The organism is Achromobacter sp. UBA4530 (assembly GCF_002388205.1).
In the GTDB taxonomy this organism is placed as follows: Bacteria; Pseudomonadota; Gammaproteobacteria; order Burkholderiales; family Burkholderiaceae_B; genus Achromobacter; species Achromobacter animicus.
Genome location: NZ_DGMA01000009.1, coordinates 118,288 through 133,549, shown reverse-complemented (window position 1 = coordinate 133,549; position 15,262 = coordinate 118,288). Strand labels below are relative to the sequence as shown.

Here is a 15,262-nt window from a genome sequence, read left to right as displayed (position 1 = left end):
GGCGTGATCGCTGTGTCGTGGCCGGGTCGGGCTTACTTGCGCATCCAGACGCGCACCAGCGACAGCAGGCGCTCGACGTCCAGCGGCTTGGCGATGTAGTCGTTGGCGCCGGCGGCCAGGCATTTTTCCTGGTCGTCCTTCATGGCCTTGGCCGTCAGGGCAATGATGGGCAGACGGCGCCACTCGGGCCGCGCGCGGATCTCGCGCATGGCCGTATAGCCGTCCATCTCCGGCATCATGATGTCCATCAGCACCAGGTCCACCGCACGGTGGCCGTTGACGCCGGCGCGGCCCAGCGCATCCAGCGCCTCGCGACCGTTGCGCGCAATCTCGACGTGCAGGCCGGTGGGTTCCAGGATGCTGGACAGCGCAAACACGTTGCGCACGTCGTCTTCCACCACCAGCACCGTGCGGCCTTCCAGCGTCGTGTCGCGGCTGCGCGCCAGCTCCAGCATCTGGCGCTGCTGCGGCGGCAACTCGGCTTCCACCTGGTGCAGGAACAGCGTCACTTCGTCCAGCAGGCGCTCGGGCGAACGCGCGTCCTTGATGATGATCGACTTGGAGAAGCGGCGCAGCTGCTGCTCTTCGTCGCGCGACAGCGCGCGGCCGGTGTACACGATCACGGGCGGGAACGACACGCTTTCCTGCTCGGCCATTTCGCGCAGGAGTTCGTAGCCGCTCATGTCGGGCAGGTTCAGGTCCATCACCACGCAGTCATAGGTGGTGTCGCGCAGCAGCGCCAGCGCGTCGCCGGCATTGGCCGCCAGCACGATCTCGACGTCGTCGCGCGCCAGCAGTTCGCGCACGCTGTCGCGCTGGCGGTCGTCGTCCTCGACGACCAGCACGCGGCGCACGTTCTGCGTGAACTTGGCTTCCAGGCGGTGCAGCGCGTGAACCAGTTCCTCGCGCTTGACCGGCTTGAGCGCATAACCCACCGCCCCGCGCACCAGCGCCTCCTGCGCGTAATCGGCCACCGACACGATGTGCACCGGAATGTGGCGGGTGTTCGGGTTGCGCTTGAGCTGATCCAGCACGCCCAGACCGGAAAAGTCGGGCAGGTTGACGTCCAGCACGATGGCATCGGGGCGCCGCTGCGACGCCAGCGCCAGGCCTTCCGTCGCGGTGTGCGCGGCCAGGCAGCCAAAGCCCATCTCGTGCGCCAGATCGGCGAGGATGCCCGCAAAGCGTTCGTCGTCCTCGATGACGAGGATGGTTCGGGCAAAGGTCTCGCCCGGCTCCTGCTCAATTGGCTCGGCTGACTGGGCCAGCGCCGCCGGTTGGGCAGGCTCGGTGCGCGCGGCGGGCGGGGCGGCGATGACGCCAGCCGGGCCTGCCAGCGTGGTAGGCGCCTCGGCGCCCTCGCGCGGCGCCGGGGCGGTCGACACGACAAGCATGTTCATCGGCAGCAACAGCGTGAACACGCTGCCCTGCCCCGGTGTGCTGACCAGCGACAGCGAGCCGCCCAGCAGCTTGGCCAGATCCCGCGAAATCGACAGACCCAGCCCCGTGCCGCCATGCTTGCGGTGCGTGCTGCCGTCGGCCTGACGGAATGCCTCGAAAATCAGTTCGTGCTGGTCGGGAGCCACGCCGATGCCGGTGTCGTGCACCGCAAATGACAGCATGCGCCCCGGCGCCCGCGTCACGCGCAGCGCGACGAACCCCTGCTCGGTGAACTTGATGGCGTTGGACAGCAGGTTCTTGAGCACCTGGCCCAGCCGCTGCGGATCGGTCCGCAGGGTGTCCGGCACGTCGCGCGCAATGTCCAGCTCCAGCGCCAGGCCCTTTTCCTGGGCCAGCGGCCGCAGCGGTTCCAGCAACCGCTGCAGCGCCGGGGTCACCGCCAGGTCTTCGATCTCGACCGTCGCCTGGCCCGCCTCGATCTTGGCCAGGTCCAGGATGTCGTTGATCAGCGCCAGCAGATCGCGCCCCGCCGCGTTGATGGTCTGCGCGTACTTCACCTGTTCTGCCGTCAGGTTGCCCGTCTTGTTGTCGGACAGCAGCTTGGCCAGGATCAACGTGGAATTGAGCGGCGTGCGCAGCTCGTGGCTCATGTTGGCCAGGAATTCGCTCTTGTATTGGCTGGCCTGCGTCAGCAGGCGGGCCTTGTCGGTTAGCGCGCTCTGCACCCGCAGCAACTGCTCGGTCTGCGATTCCAGATTGAGGTTGGTCTGCTCCAGCTCGGTCTGCTGCAGTTCCATGCGCGCCTGCGATTCCTGCAGGATGCGGCTCTGCTGCTCCAGTTCTTCATTGCTGACACGCAGTTCTTCCTGCTGGGTCTGCAGCTCTTCGGACTGGCGCTGCGTTTCCGCCAGCAGCGATTCCAGCCGCGATCGGTCCATGCCGGCACGGATGGCGGACGCCAGCATTTCGGACGCGCCTTCCAGCAGGCTGCGTTCGCCCTCGCTGACCGGATGGTTGAAGCCCAGCTCGATCACGGCGTATACGCGCTCGTACTGCATGGCGGGCGCGACCACCAGTTCGACCGGATTCGAGCGGCCCGTGGCGGACGAGACTTCAAGGTGGCCGGCGGGCACGTTGCGCACGTGCAGCAGCTTGCGCGATACGGCCGCCTGGCCGACCAGGCCCTGCGCCGTGGAAATCTTCTGGGGCAGCCTTTCCGGCGGCACCGCGTAGCCGCCGAACAGCTCGAGGTCGTCACCGTTGACCACATAACCCGCGCCGACGCTGGCGTTCAGGTATTCGGCCAGATAGTCCAGGGCGCGCCGGCCGATCTCGTCCAGCCGCTGGTCGCCCCGCAGCCGCATGCTCAGACCCGACAGGCCCGTCGTCACCCAGGCCTGGCGCGCCTTGACGCGATACTCGCGGATGGTCATGAGCGCCGAGGCAAAGATCAGGACCAGCAGCACCAGAGCGCCGCCCCAGGAATAGTAGGTGGAAATCGTGGCCGCATCGCTCCAGGCGTCGCGCTCCTGCTCGACCCGGCGCATCTGTGACGTATAGAGGTCGCCGACAAGATCGCGCAGCCGGTCCATCGCCTCCTTGCCCGAATCGGTCCGCACCACCGCCAGCGCGCCTTCGACGTCGCCCGCTCGGCGCATCTCGACGGTGTTGTTCAACTCGGTAAGCTTTTGCTTGGTGATGCCCGCGATGTCATTGGCAATCCGGCGCTGCGTGGCGTCCTGTTGCGAGAACTCCTGCACGACGGCCAGGCGCTGCTCGATGAGCGGCACGGAGCGCACATACGGTTCCAGGTAGGCCGGGTCGCCCGTCAGCAGGTAACCCCTCTGGCCGATCTCGGCGTCTTTCAGGGCCGAATTGAACAGGCTGAGCTGACGCAGCGACTCGGTCGCGCGGTCCATGGACTGGACGGCACGCGCGCGGGTGTCCGCCGAGCGTACGTTGACGAAGGCGATGACCAGCGTGGCCACTGCGGCCAGGATGAATCCGGCCATCAAAGTGCGGGGAAAGGCCAGGCGACTGGCCGGCTGCGGCGATTTCAGCATGAGATCGATTTACCAATTCAGGGAAAGCGCGCGGATTGCGCTAAGGCAGAGTGCGAAGAATTATAGGGACGGAGACGTCTGCAGACCATCCTGCGCACTGGCGAACTATACAGGTATGTGCGCAGCTGGGTTGCGTATGGATACAACTACTACACCAACGCGGCCCTGCCATGCCCTAGGATTCGGCTTCCCGATCTGCCGGCCGCCTTTCCGTGCGCCTGCCGCCTTTGCTGGCACGCCCTCGGCCCCCCCCGCCTGAACCTGGGGACAGCCGGCCGCGCAGACAACCGAATTCCTGCCCACCGTGGCACCGAAAAAAATGACGAAGATTCTTTTGGTGGACGACCAACCCACGTTGGTCGCCCTGATGAGCGAGTTCCTGACCAGCGAAGGCTATGACGTCACGACGCACACCGATGGCCTGACCGCGCTGCAGCAGATGATCGCCCTGCGCCCCGACCTGGTCATCACCGATCTGTCCATGCCCGGCATGGACGGCGCCGCCCTCCTGACCGCCATGCGGGACAACGCCTATCTGCATGAAACGCCGGTGCTAGTGCTGAGCGGCCGTCCGGAACACGAGATCCTGGAAGCGTGCGCGGGCCGCGCCGTGTTGATGCGCAAACCGGCCAGCCCGGAGGAAGTACTGAAGGCCGTTCGCCGCCTGACCCAGAAATCCCAGCCGCAGCCGCGTCATCGTTCGAACACTGGCGCAATGCCGGCGTCGCTCAGCCGCTTGGGCGGCGCGGGCCAGGAATGCCTGGCTCACGCAGCGTAGCGTTCTCCGGGGCGGCGTGTCGAACAATCCACCCTCACGCCCCGGCCGATTTGTGCAGCCTTACGCGTAGCGCAGAAAAGGCCACCGCAGATGCCATTGCTTCGCTTGCCAACGCTCGTCCAGTATTGACCGCTTTTCAATCTTGAAGCGCGGCGTCATCCGAATCACTCCCGCAAACAGATCATCCAGGCCGTATGGCGCCAGGACCTGGATACGCCCGTCACTGTCAAGGCGAACTGCCACGGCCGTTGCAGTTTCCGGCCACTGCGTCAGCGCGTCGATTGTCGAAAGGTAGGGACGGTCGTGATCGCGGCGGTGCATATGCGCCTGGTTCTTTACGGACCACGGATAACCCGGCGCAATGCTTCCCAGCCGTCTTTCAAGCTGAATATCATCGGCGTAGCTTTCGGCACCGTCGCCAAACCATACGACGTCAACGTCGTTTAGCGGTGTCGGCGACGCAAACCCGGCCAACGAATCCCACACCAGATTGCGCACGAACCCGGCGCCGATCCAGCAATCGGTCAAATCAAGATCGCGCACTGCCTCCAGCGCACACATGCGCGCAGCGTCTGCAATCACCATCGACTCTAGAACTCGTCGCTTTGTCATGCGCGTTGATGTTACTCCGGGGTGACAGACTGAATGCCACGCAGAAAGCGGGCAAAGACCGGGCTGCCTCCATACTTCGAACGAGCCAAAGCCGGCATTATCTCGCGTCCGATCGGACAAGTGCCATCGATGGCAGCCCCCCAAACCTTTGAACAATCAGATCGTTCACCCCGAAGAATAGTTTTTGTCTGATATCCAGCGGCAGGGACATGTGGAGTAATGGAGGCGCATTTCATGCGCGTCCGTCGCTATTCCTGTTCGCGATGGACGCGTTCCTATTGGCGGCCTTGAATCAGCGCAGAGGAATCCATCCATGTCAAAGTCAACGGCCGGCGGCGCGACCTCGGCGCCGGCCTGCTGCCCACGCATCCCAATCCTTCCGATCCGATATGCGATTGTGCCGAATGCGGATGGGGCACCGCTATATCGGTATGCCGAGTCCGGCTTCAGGCTGGAGGCAACCTTCCAGCGGCTGCAGCTTTCCTCCTATACCCTGCGCGCGCTTCGCCCGGGATACGTCTACGTGTTCATGAAAGGCCCCAAGGGCGAAACGCTCGTCATCCATGAATACGATGGTGAGGGCCATTATCAGGAGCTGACATACACGGGTCTGGAGGACTACGACAAGAAGAACAAGTACAAAACAGGTGCGCGCATGGGATGGGTGTGGGCAGACACCAGCCCCGACACCGCCAAGGAGGTATGGATCGGCTACAGCACACATCTGTGGACCAATGCCATGACGGCCCGAATTACCAAGGATCCTGAAGCGCGCCAGCTTCACATGCGCGCTTTGGATATGGTGGAACTGACCTCCGGCGTCAAATCACCCTCTGGCCAGGCCCACTTACTTCCGGCCAACGCCCTGACTGAATGGGTGGAAGACTTCAAGCCCCTCGAGCAGCGCCTGCCGCTGAAATGGAGTTGTCATGCGAGCGAAGATGAACTGTCGGTCGCCACATTTATCGCCCAAGGCAGCCATTACCGTTTCACGCAGCCGCGCGTGCCTGCGGTGGTCGCACTGAATGACGCCGAGGGGATCAGCCTCGATTTGGGTTTGATCGCCGCTGCGTACCAGCATCAGATTACGGATCTGAAACGCAGGCCTGATCAGCGTGCTGAAGGTGTAAGTCCCCATCACTTGCCCGACTGTCTAAGCTTGGACGTCGACCAAATCCACTTGGCAAGTTCAGAGTTTCATCACAAGAATCTGACCGCATTCTTGCTGACCGAGTCCCTGAAGTCCATGTTCCGCGCTTCTGGACAAGACGCCGCGAAGATCGCATCAGCAAGACACGAGTGGCATCGCAATCAGCGAACCCATCGCCCCATACCATCGCTAGAACAACTCGAATACGAAGTTTTGACGGACGAGCGCATTTCCCCGTCCGGTGCGCGGCTGGCCCAAAGAATCGACACCACGTTGTACTTCGACTTTTTGAGGCAACGAAAAGAGGCTGATGCGCAGCTAAAGGTGATGATGCATGAATTGAACAAGGCGTGTGCGGATCATGACTGTTGGCTATCGACGGCGGAATCCATAAATATGTCGGACCCTAGGAGTTTGGCGGCCGCCTTTAGCGCCTTCGATCGGGACAACCGTCAATCTGCGGCAGCGTTAGAACTGTCCATTACGTTGATGATGCAGAGCATGACGCAATCGCTCTCTATCAGCGACGATGGAGACGCCAGGTACGAACGGCTAGAAAAATGGTGTGATGACCCAGGAAGCCCCCTCTATGTATCTCTGGCCGCATACAACCCTTTTAAAGAAAAGGCAGATGCAGTTGGAACCATACTCGGAGCCGCAGACTCCATCATCTCCGAACTTGCCCTTAAATTTCCAGCGATCAAGGGCGTTACCGATCTGACAGCCCAAACGGTTACCACGGTCGTGCTTAAGCGGCTCAAGGGGAAAACCCGTTGGGATGCGAGCCGCAACCTTCGCGAGCAAGTTCACGCGGCAGCGCGGGAGGCCAATATGGAAAAGATATTGGGGCTACTGGCTGGTCGCTATGAAGCTACCAATACAAAAAACGCAGAATATCTGCTTTCCCAGGATGTAGATGATCTCTTGAAAAAGGGGATGGCTGAGGTCGACCGCACCCGCAGCGTCAGCATCAAGGGTAACGGGAGAGTAGTTATTGAGAGGACTCAGACTGCCACGGCAATACCAACACTCAGGTCTTTAAGCGCCACGACCACAGGAGCCGGCTTTAACCTCGGCATGGTCTACTTCAATATTATCAACCTAGGATATGCACTTAAAACGCTTGCACGCGAATTCTCACATGAAAACGCGACCAATTTTGCATCGGCAATATTGGGGGTAATAGGCTCATTAAATGTAGCGGTGCTGAGTACTGGCACCACGTACACCACCCTGATGTTGAGAATGGGATACAGAGTTCCTGGACTCGGCTTTTCTATCGCCCTCAATAACTTCATATCGTCGAAGCTATACGGGAGGCTTATCGTAATTCCTGGCATATTGCTAGGCTTTATCACGGACATGCAGAAGGGCTATCGGCTTTACAAAGACGGCAACACGATAGGCGGGAACTATACCTTCGCTGGTGGAACATCTATAGCGCTGGGGGCCGTGGTGATGGTGAAAGCCAATGCGATTGCCGCTACGGTCTCTACCGGGACTGGCGTCGCGGGAACGCTGGCGACGATTCCAATTGCTGGCTGGATTGCAGCGGCAGTCATTCTCACCGGATCGGCCTTTGTCTTCGGCGGTATCTGGCTCCATTCTCAAGCCGCCGCACAAATCTTCTCTCCCATAGAGCTTTGGGCAGCACGGTGCCAGTTTGGCAACTTAATAGGTGACGGCGAAGAGCGAGCGGCGATTCCGCTTGATAAAAACCGCAGACTCTCGAGATTTTCAGAACTGATATCGGAAACAAGGGAATGGTATCAAGCCTCCTTCGCTCCGATCCTGCTTAACTCCGATCAAGCCGAGTCGATCGGTTTGGAAGGGATGGATAGCGCTTGGCGTGATGGCTGGTTTGCTGAGGATGAGATCGAGTTCGTTGTGCTCCTACCCGGCTTTATCCTGGGACAGAGCACCTGGAAAGGGGCGCTTGCGAGTGCGAGCCCCGGTGAGAGAAATGGACCGACGTCGAGCGTTGGAAAACCCAGGATCTCGGTGCACGGACAAAAGCCAGAATGCATCGTAACTCCTGCCGGTTTGGTGTTGCGTCACCAAGTTAAAAGTGAAAACTTCGTCAGCATGCTGATGACCGTCGACTTTAAACCCAACCAGGGGCTGGACGAAACGGCGGTCGTCCAAGCCTCGTTCCTATTAACGGATTGAGCAGTAATTATGGCAACAGATTGGATTTGGTCGAGCAACGACAGCGCTGGCGTTCCGCCAGCAATTGGCGACCAGCTTGTCAGTATCGATGAAGCTTGTTTGCGTATACGGAACCCCTGGACCGTGGAATCCGCATCGTCGGGAAAGCAATATGCTGCTGCATTGGTCGTGACAATTTCCGGATTTTTAGGCTATTTTCTCGCCGTACTCCTTGGATCTGCCATTTTAAGTTATGTGCTGCTCTTCTGTTTATTTCTGATCTCACTATTCTTTTTCTTGATGCTCGCGCTGAGCGTAAGCTTTATTAAAACAAGATCAGACATAATATTTTCTAGACTCGACAAGCGCGTCAGCTATAGAGATCGCAGGAGGGTAATATCTGGCGCATGGAACTCTGCCATTGGAGGCATGGTGTCGAAATCAGAATTCACGGGAGCAGGAGTGATCGTGACGCATTCGCTAATAATTAAAATGCCGGTTGAATCAATTAAGCCCGAGATGAAAGGGAAAAGACTGGAATCACTATTCGTATCCACCGAAAGTAACCAACCGGTCGACCCGCGCGTGTTATATGTCGCTCAAGTATGGGAGTTCATCCGATTATTCATGGATGAAGGTCCCAACAAATTACCCAAACCCGCAGAATCCAACTGGTGGCTTGCTCCCGACCACTGTATTTATTTGACTCCCACCGAAGCCTGGCGCCGTTACGTACCTTGGCGCAATGGCCAGCCGAATGAAGCGCAAGGAAAAAACAACTGGCTATTGCCTCTGTGGCTGTTGCTCTTTCCTTACAACATGTTCTGCGCGCTGTGCTGGTACGCGGCTTGTCGAGTACTGAAGGTCCAAGCCGCACAGCCGCCCATACCGACGGCGAGGGCATGACCTCACCCCACATGCCCCCCAGCCACGAACATCACCTGCCCCGTGATGTACGACGCCTCCGGCGCCGCCATGAAGCAGATCGCTGACGCGACCTCTTCCATGCTGCCCATGCGATGCATGGGCGTGCCGGCCAGGCAGTCCGTGTACATCTCGCCCTGCCAGATGCGGTCCTGATCCGAGGGGGCTTCGGTGTTGCGCGGAATGGCGCGCACGCCGTTGTCCAGCGCGCCCGGCGCCACGCAATTGACGCGCACGCCGGATTCGGCCAGTTCCAGCGCCATGCAGACGGTGGCCGCGTGAACGCCGCCCTTGGATGCCGAATACGGCACGCGGTAGATGCCGCGCGTGGCGTTTGAGCCGACGTTGACGATGGCGCCCCGGCCTTGCTTTTTCATTACCGGGATCACCTCCCGGCACGACCACAGCGTCGGCCAGAGCGAACGGGTGACCTCCCGCTGCATCTCGTCCGGCGTGTACTCCCAGAACGGTTTCATCCAGATCGTGCCGCCCACGTTGTGCACGGACACGTCGATTCGGCCGTGCGAGTCCAGCGTGTACTGCACCATCCGCTGGGCACCGGCGTGGGTTTCGAGGTCGGCGTCGATGAACGACGCCTGTCCGCCCTCCTCGCGGATCTCGCGGGCCACGGCCTCGCCCAGTTCGGCGGCGCGGTCGACCAGCACGACCGCAGCGCCTTCGGATGCCAGGCGTTTGGCGGTAGCGCGTCCGACGCCCTGGGCCGCGCCGGTGACCAGCGCGATCTGATTTTCAAAGCGATTCATGCAAGCTCCCGGTCAATGTGCGCGCGACAGCTCGCCCGGCACGGGTTGCGACGACTTGTTGTCCACAGCCAGCACGGCGAGCAGCGCCCCCGCCAGCGGAACCGCCAGCACCATGAAGAAGCCCGACGGGCCGAACCAGCCGAGGAAGCTGCCGCCGATGGCCGAGCCGATGATGGCGCCGGCGCGGCCCACGCCGATGGACCAGCCCGTCGCCGTGGCGCGCAGTGCGGTCGGATACGCGCCGATGACCAGGTAGTTCAGCGCCAGCTGCTGGCCGCCGATGCCCAGGCCCGCCGCGCCGATCAGGATGAACACGAGCGTCCAGTCCGTTCCCGCGTACCCCAGCCCCAACGACACCGCGATGCCCAGCGCGAACATGGCGATCAGCAGCGTGCGGGTCGACACGCGCGGCATCAGGTACGACAGCGGAAAGGCGCACACGATGAACACGAGATTCACGGTGAACGTGCCCATCGGCGCCTGGTCGGCCGGCAGACCCGCGGCCTTCAGCACCGTAGGCAGCCACGACAGCAGCATGAACCACGCCACCCAGTTCAGCAGATACACGGACCAGATCGCCAGCGTCTTGCGGGCATAACCATCGGTGAACAGCGCCTTGACGCTGGCGCGGATGGTCGCGTCTTCCGGCACCGTGAACCGCACGCCGGCTGGCAACGGCTGGCGCGAGATCTTCGCGAGGATGCGAGCGACATACCCCTGGCCCGCCGTGTCACCGCGCATCGCCTTGAATTGCAGGGACTCGGGCAGCAGCACCATCAGCGCCGCCAACAGCAACAGCGGCGCGACGCCGCCCACGATGAAGATGCCTTGCCATCCGATCACGGGCAGCATGCGCGCGGCCAACAGGCCGCCCAGCATGGCGCCCGCGGGCAGACCCAGCAACACGCCGGTGATCACCACGCCACGATGGCGTGCCGGCGCGTATTCCGCCGCCAGCGCCAGCACGATGGGCGTGCAACCGCCCATGCCCAGCCCAGCGATGAACCGGAGCGCCAGAATCTGCCACGTCTCCGTGGCGGCGGCCGTCAACAGCGTCGCCAGCCCGAAGACGGCCACACCGATCAGCGCGGCGGGACGGCGGCCGATACGGTCGCCCACCAGGCCCAACGTCATGGCGCCCACCGTCATGCCGACGATGCCGGCGGTCAGGATCGGCGCCAGTTCGCCGGCCTGCAGCTTGAATGCCGTCAGGATCGCGGGCCCGGTGAACGCCATTGCCTGCGTGTCGAAGCCATCAAACAAAGCGATCAGAAAGCACAGGATCAGGACGCGCCATTGAAAGGCGCCCATCCGTTCCTGATCGATCAGGCTCGGAATGGAGATTGTTGAGGCCATGAGAGTCTCCCCGGGCTCGCGCGGAGCCCGTTATCGGTATGGGTATGAGTGTCGAATGGCGGCATCGCGCAGTGGCGATGCCTGCCGGGTTCAGGCCTGGGCGGAGGCGCGCAGGCGATTGACGATCTGGTTGTCCTTGCCTTGCAGCAGGCCCGTCAGCACGACGTCGAATTCGATTTCCTTGTACGCGTCGGCTTTCAGGCCCAGTTCGGCGCCGCCCGTCTTGTCGGTCACCGGCGGGATCAGCGCTTCGCGGGTGGCGTAAGCGAAATCGTCCCAGATGAGGGGATCGCCCTCGATGTTGAATTGCGTCGTCAGCTTGCGGTGCTGGTCGGCGCTGACAAAAAGGTGCACGTGCGCCGGGCGGTTGCCGTGGCGGCCCAGCGCGTCCAGCAGCTGCTGGGTGGCGCCTTGCGGCGGACAGCCGTAGCCGACGGGCATCAGCGTGCGGAACTCATATTTGCCATCCGAGTCGGTACGGACCGCGCCGCGCAGGTTGAAGTCGGTCTGCGCGCCCGTCGGGTCGAAGTGCGAATAGAAACCCTTGGAGTTCGCGTGCCAGCACTCCACCACCGCATTGGCCAGCGGCGCGCCGTTGGTATCGCGCACGACGCCACGGATCACCAGGGGGCCGGCGTCCGCATCCGGATCGAGATCGATGCGGGCAACGCCGTCCTGCACGGGCGCGCCTGCGACATACAGCGGGCCTTCGATGGTGCGCGGCGTGCCGCCGTCCAGGCCGGCAAGCTTGTCCTCGTGGTCCATGCGCACGTCCAGAAATTTCTCCAGGCCCAGCCCGGCGGCCAGCAGCGCGGCCTCGCCGTCGCGGCCCAGCCGATTCAGGTAGTTGACGCCGGCCCACACCTCGTCGGGCGTGATGTCCAGGTCGTCGATGGCCTTGAAAAGATCGCTCAACAGGCGGTTCAGGATCTGCTTGAAGCGCGGGTTGCCCTCGCTGCCTGCAATGTTGGTCGCGGCCTTCAGCAGGTCCTGCACTTCCGGGGTGTTGAATACGTCGAGGCTCATGTCTGTCTCCAGGGTTTGTCTATTGGTATGGGTCGGGAAATGCGGCGTTGCATGCCGCCGCATCGCCAGGTTTTCTCAATGGCTTTTGTTCGTGACCTTGACCAGCCCGTCGCGCGTGAAGCGCTTGACGCGGGCGTCGTCCAGCTCGATGCCGAGCCCCGGTCCGGCAGGCACGGTCAATTCGAAGTCGCTGTAGTCCAGCGGCTGCGCAAGGATTTCCTCGGTGATCAGCAAGGGGCCGAACAGCTCCGTGCCCCATTGCAGATGCGCAAAGCTGGCAAACAGGTGGGCCGACGCGACCGTGCTGACCGCAGCTTCCAGCATCGTGCCGCCGTAGAGTTCGATGCCCGCCGCGTCCGCGATCGCCGCCACGCGCTGCGCCGCAAAAAGGCCGCCGTTCTGCTCGATCTTGATGGCGAAGACATCCGCACCGTGCTGGCGCGCGATCTCGAACGCGGTGTCCGGGCCTTGCAATACCTCGTCGGCCATCAACGCCACCGGGAACCGGTGCATCAACCGCGCCAGCGCCGCGGCGCTGGCCACGGGCTGCTCCACCAGCTCGCAACCGGCCTCTGCCAATGCGGGAATCGCCCACGCCGCCTGCGTTTCACTCCACGCCATGTTCACGTCGACGCGCACCGCGCCGCGGTCGCCCACCGCGCGCTTGATGGCGGCCACGTGGGCGATATCGACCTTCGGATCACGGGCGCCGATTTTCAGCTTGAAGATGCGGTGGCGGCGCTCTTGCAGCATCTGCTCGGCCTCGGCAATGTCCCGATCCGTGTCGCCCGACGCCAGCGTCCACGCCACGGGCACGCGATCCCGCCGCCGGCCGCCCAGCAGTTCGCTGACCGGCACGCCCAGGCGCTTGCCGTGCGCATCCAGCAGCGCGGTTTCCAGCGCGCTCTTGGCAAAGTGGTTCACCTTGACCAGCTTGCCCACGTGCGCCATCAGTGCCTGCACGCGGGTGGCGTCCTGGCCGATCATGGCGGGCGCGAAATACGCGTCGATCGACAGCTTCATGGCCTCGGGGCTTTCCGGACCGTACGCCATGCCGGCGATGGTGGTGCCCTCGCCAATGCCCACCACGCCGTCGCTGCAATACACCTTCACCAGCATCAGCGTCTGGCCATACATCGTGGCCACCGACAGCTTGTGCGGACGGATGGTGGGAAGGTCGACGAGACAGGTTTCGATGCGTTCGATGGTGGCTGCAGACATGGACGGCGTTGGATAAGGGATGGTCACGAGGCGTTTATAGAACCCGGCGACTTTTCGCGTCCAATACTTTGGGAATCCGAATTGATACCTTTAAAGCATAAATAATCTGCGAATGCGTTGAGGGTTGCCCGGAATTCTCAATACCTTAAGGGTCTGGGCGCGCACACGCCGCTACCGCAGATGCGCTTCGTGCAGATCCAGCAGCCGCCCCTGCTCCCGAGCCAGTGAATCCGAGATGCGGTGCGTACGAGCCAGATGGAAAACCGCCTCGCGGGAAGCGGCAATGGCTTCCAGCCTCAGTTCGCGCTCGATGGCGATCTGCCTGCCCAGGCGTTCCGTATCGGCCACGTCCGCCGCCTCGCCGGACTGCCGCCGCAACGCGCCGCTCAGGTTCTCCGCCACCTCCAGATACAGCGCGGCGTTTTCCGGATTTTCCAAGCCCCGGCGCCTTGCGCCGGCCGCAACGCTGTCGAGCGCCGCGCGCAGCATGGCGTCCTGCGCCAGCGATGCCTCGCGCTCGGTGCGGCTGTTCGGCGCAAAGTGCAACCCGCGCATCAAGGGGGGCAAGGCCACGCTGGCCAGCAATAGCGAAAACACGATGACCATGGCCGCCAGCGACACCGCCAGATCGCGCGCCGGAAATGGCGCGCCGCTGTCCAGCGCAAAGGGAAGCGTCATCACCCCGGCCAGCGTCACCGCGCCGCGCACGCCCGCCACGGAGACGGCCAGGATCACGCGCGCGCCGACCTCGGGCGGCTCGGCGCCGCGGCGGCGGGCCGCCATCGCGTTCAGCTTCAGCGACACGGTCACCCACAGCAGCCGGCACAGCACCAGGCCCAGGCACACGGCCAGTCCATACACGGGCAACCACCAGAGGGATTGGCCGCCGGCCTCTTTCGCGGCGCTTGCCAGGCCGGCGAAGATCGTGGGGAACTGCTCACCCAGCAACACGAAGATCATGCCGTTCAGCGTGAACTGCACCGTGTTCCACACGGCCCTGCGCTCCATGCGAGTCGCGGCGAGTGCGCGGCCCGACAGTTCGGAATAGCTCATCATGACGCCGGCGGATACCGCGGCCAGGATGCCCGACGCATTGGCGTGCTCGGCCACGAAGTAGACGAAGAAAGGCGTCAACAGGCTGAGCAGCACCTCGGATCCCGGCTCTTCGCCCACCCGGCGCGTGTAGATGGTCCGCAATTGCATGATCAGCCACGTCAGCCCGGCCCCGATCGACAGGCCGGCAATGGCAACCCAGAAGAATGACAACGTGGCCTGCGCCAGCGAGAACGTGCCGGTCGCCGCCGCCGCAACGGCAAAGCGAAACGCCACCAGGCCACTGGCGTCATTGAACAGCGCCTCGCCTTCCAGGATGGCCATCATGCGGCGCGGGATGTGGACGCGCCGGGAAATCGCTTCGACCGCCACCGGGTCCGTCGGCGACACGATGGCCGCGATGGCGAACGCCACGGGCAACGGGACGTCGGGAATCATCCAGTGGATCAGGTATCCCACGCCGATCACCGTCAGGATCACCAGACCAAACGCGAGCTGGATGATGGAAGAGGATTCGCGCAGGACCGCCAGCTTCGATATGCGCCATCCGTCCAGGAAAAGCAGAGGCGGAAGGAACAACAGGAAGAAGATCTCGGGTTCGATCAGCACGCCACGCTGGAACACGGCCGCGATCACGAAACCCAGACCGATCTGCACGAAAGGTAGCGGAACGGCCAACGGCAGCATCCGGACCAGCACGCCGCTGAACAGGACGGCGACCAGCATCGCCATGACTACGGTGAAAGTCCCCAATGCAAACCCCTGA

General features: G+C 62.7%; 10 protein-coding genes. 3 read left to right on the top strand and 7 right to left on the bottom strand.

Annotated features, from left to right (window positions below):
• Positions 1–32: 32 nt before the first annotated feature.
• On the bottom strand, positions 33–3,464 hold the full coding sequence (locus B2W22_RS10055; protein ID WP_286937466.1) for a response regulator: 3,432 nt from the start codon (positions 3,462–3,464) through the stop codon (positions 33–35).
• A 319-nt stretch (positions 3,465–3,783) separates the two neighbouring features.
• Between B2W22_RS10055 and B2W22_RS10050 the strand changes: the two genes are divergently transcribed.
• Positions 3,784–4,242, top strand: a complete 459-nt coding sequence (locus B2W22_RS10050; RefSeq protein WP_239214730.1) for a response regulator — start codon at positions 3,784–3,786, stop codon at positions 4,240–4,242.
• A gap of 60 nt (positions 4,243–4,302) precedes the next feature.
• On the opposite strand, the gene B2W22_RS10045 is transcribed toward B2W22_RS10050, so the two are convergent.
• The gene (locus tag B2W22_RS10045; RefSeq protein WP_286937464.1) at positions 4,303–4,827 is read right to left on the bottom strand and encodes a nucleotidyltransferase family protein; all 525 of its coding nucleotides are present in this window, start codon (positions 4,825–4,827) and stop codon (positions 4,303–4,305) included.
• Positions 4,828–5,167: 340 nt separating this feature from the next.
• Here B2W22_RS10045 and B2W22_RS10040 point away from each other — a divergent pair, with 340 nt between their 5' ends.
• Together B2W22_RS10040 and B2W22_RS10035 are read left to right on the top strand one after the other, a co-directional pair.
• Positions 5,168–8,173 (top strand): T6SS effector BTH_I2691 family protein, encoded by a 3,006-nt coding sequence (locus tag B2W22_RS10040; RefSeq protein WP_286937462.1) that lies wholly within the window; start codon positions 5,168–5,170, stop codon positions 8,171–8,173.
• 9 nt (positions 8,174–8,182) lie between these two features.
• On the top strand, positions 8,183–9,058 hold the full coding sequence (locus B2W22_RS10035; RefSeq protein ID WP_286937461.1) for a hypothetical protein: 876 nt from the start codon (positions 8,183–8,185) through the stop codon (positions 9,056–9,058).
• A gap of 2 nt (positions 9,059–9,060) precedes the next feature.
• On the opposite strand, the gene B2W22_RS10030 is transcribed toward B2W22_RS10035, so the two are convergent.
• The 5 genes from B2W22_RS10030 to B2W22_RS10010 all read right to left on the bottom strand — a co-directional run bounded on the left by B2W22_RS10030 (position 9,061) and on the right by B2W22_RS10010 (position 15,249).
• A complete protein-coding gene (locus B2W22_RS10030; RefSeq protein WP_286937459.1) occupies positions 9,061–9,840 on the bottom strand; it encodes a 1,6-dihydroxycyclohexa-2,4-diene-1-carboxylate dehydrogenase in 780 nt (259 codons plus the stop codon).
• A 12-nt stretch (positions 9,841–9,852) separates the two neighbouring features.
• Positions 9,853–11,151 (bottom strand): MFS transporter, encoded by a 1,299-nt coding sequence (locus B2W22_RS10025; RefSeq protein ID WP_175122823.1) that lies wholly within the window; start codon positions 11,149–11,151, stop codon positions 9,853–9,855.
• 135 nt (positions 11,152–11,286) lie between these two features.
• On the bottom strand, positions 11,287–12,222 hold the full coding sequence (catA, locus tag B2W22_RS10020; RefSeq protein ID WP_175122677.1) for a catechol 1,2-dioxygenase: 936 nt from the start codon (positions 12,220–12,222) through the stop codon (positions 11,287–11,289).
• Positions 12,223–12,297: 75 nt separating this feature from the next.
• A complete protein-coding gene (locus B2W22_RS10015) occupies positions 12,298–13,443 on the bottom strand; it encodes a muconate/chloromuconate family cycloisomerase (protein WP_175122676.1) in 1,146 nt (381 codons plus the stop codon).
• 171 nt (positions 13,444–13,614) lie between these two features.
• Entirely contained in the window at positions 13,615–15,249 is a 1,635-nt protein-coding gene (locus tag B2W22_RS10010; RefSeq protein WP_414631951.1) for a Na+/H+ antiporter, read from the bottom strand.
• Positions 15,250–15,262: the final 13 nt, after the last annotated feature.

Excerpts from the sequence above, each read along its gene's own strand:
- B2W22_RS10055 (WP_286937466.1), bottom strand. The coding sequence starts at position 3,464 with ATGCTGAAATCGCCGCAGCCGGCCAGTCGCCTGGCCTTTCCCCGCACT.
- B2W22_RS10050 (WP_239214730.1), top strand. The coding sequence starts at position 3,784 with ATGACGAAGATTCTTTTGGTGGACGACCAACCCACGTTGGTCGCCCTG.
- B2W22_RS10045 (WP_286937464.1), bottom strand. The coding sequence starts at position 4,827 with ATGGTGATTGCAGACGCTGCGCGCATGTGTGCGCTGGAGGCAGTGCGC.
- B2W22_RS10040 (WP_286937462.1), top strand. The coding sequence starts at position 5,168 with ATGTCAAAGTCAACGGCCGGCGGCGCGACCTCGGCGCCGGCCTGCTGC.
- B2W22_RS10035 (WP_286937461.1), top strand. The coding sequence starts at position 8,183 with ATGGCAACAGATTGGATTTGGTCGAGCAACGACAGCGCTGGCGTTCCG.
- B2W22_RS10030 (WP_286937459.1), bottom strand. The coding sequence starts at position 9,840 with ATGAATCGCTTTGAAAATCAGATCGCGCTGGTCACCGGCGCGGCCCAG.
- B2W22_RS10025 (WP_175122823.1), bottom strand. The coding sequence starts at position 11,151 with ATGGGCGCCTTTCAATGGCGCGTCCTGATCCTGTGCTTTCTGATCGCT.
- catA (WP_175122677.1), bottom strand. The coding sequence starts at position 12,222 with ATGAGCCTCGACGTATTCAACACCCCGGAAGTGCAGGACCTGCTGAAG.
- B2W22_RS10015 (WP_175122676.1), bottom strand. The coding sequence starts at position 13,443 with ATGTCTGCAGCCACCATCGAACGCATCGAAACCTGTCTCGTCGACCTT.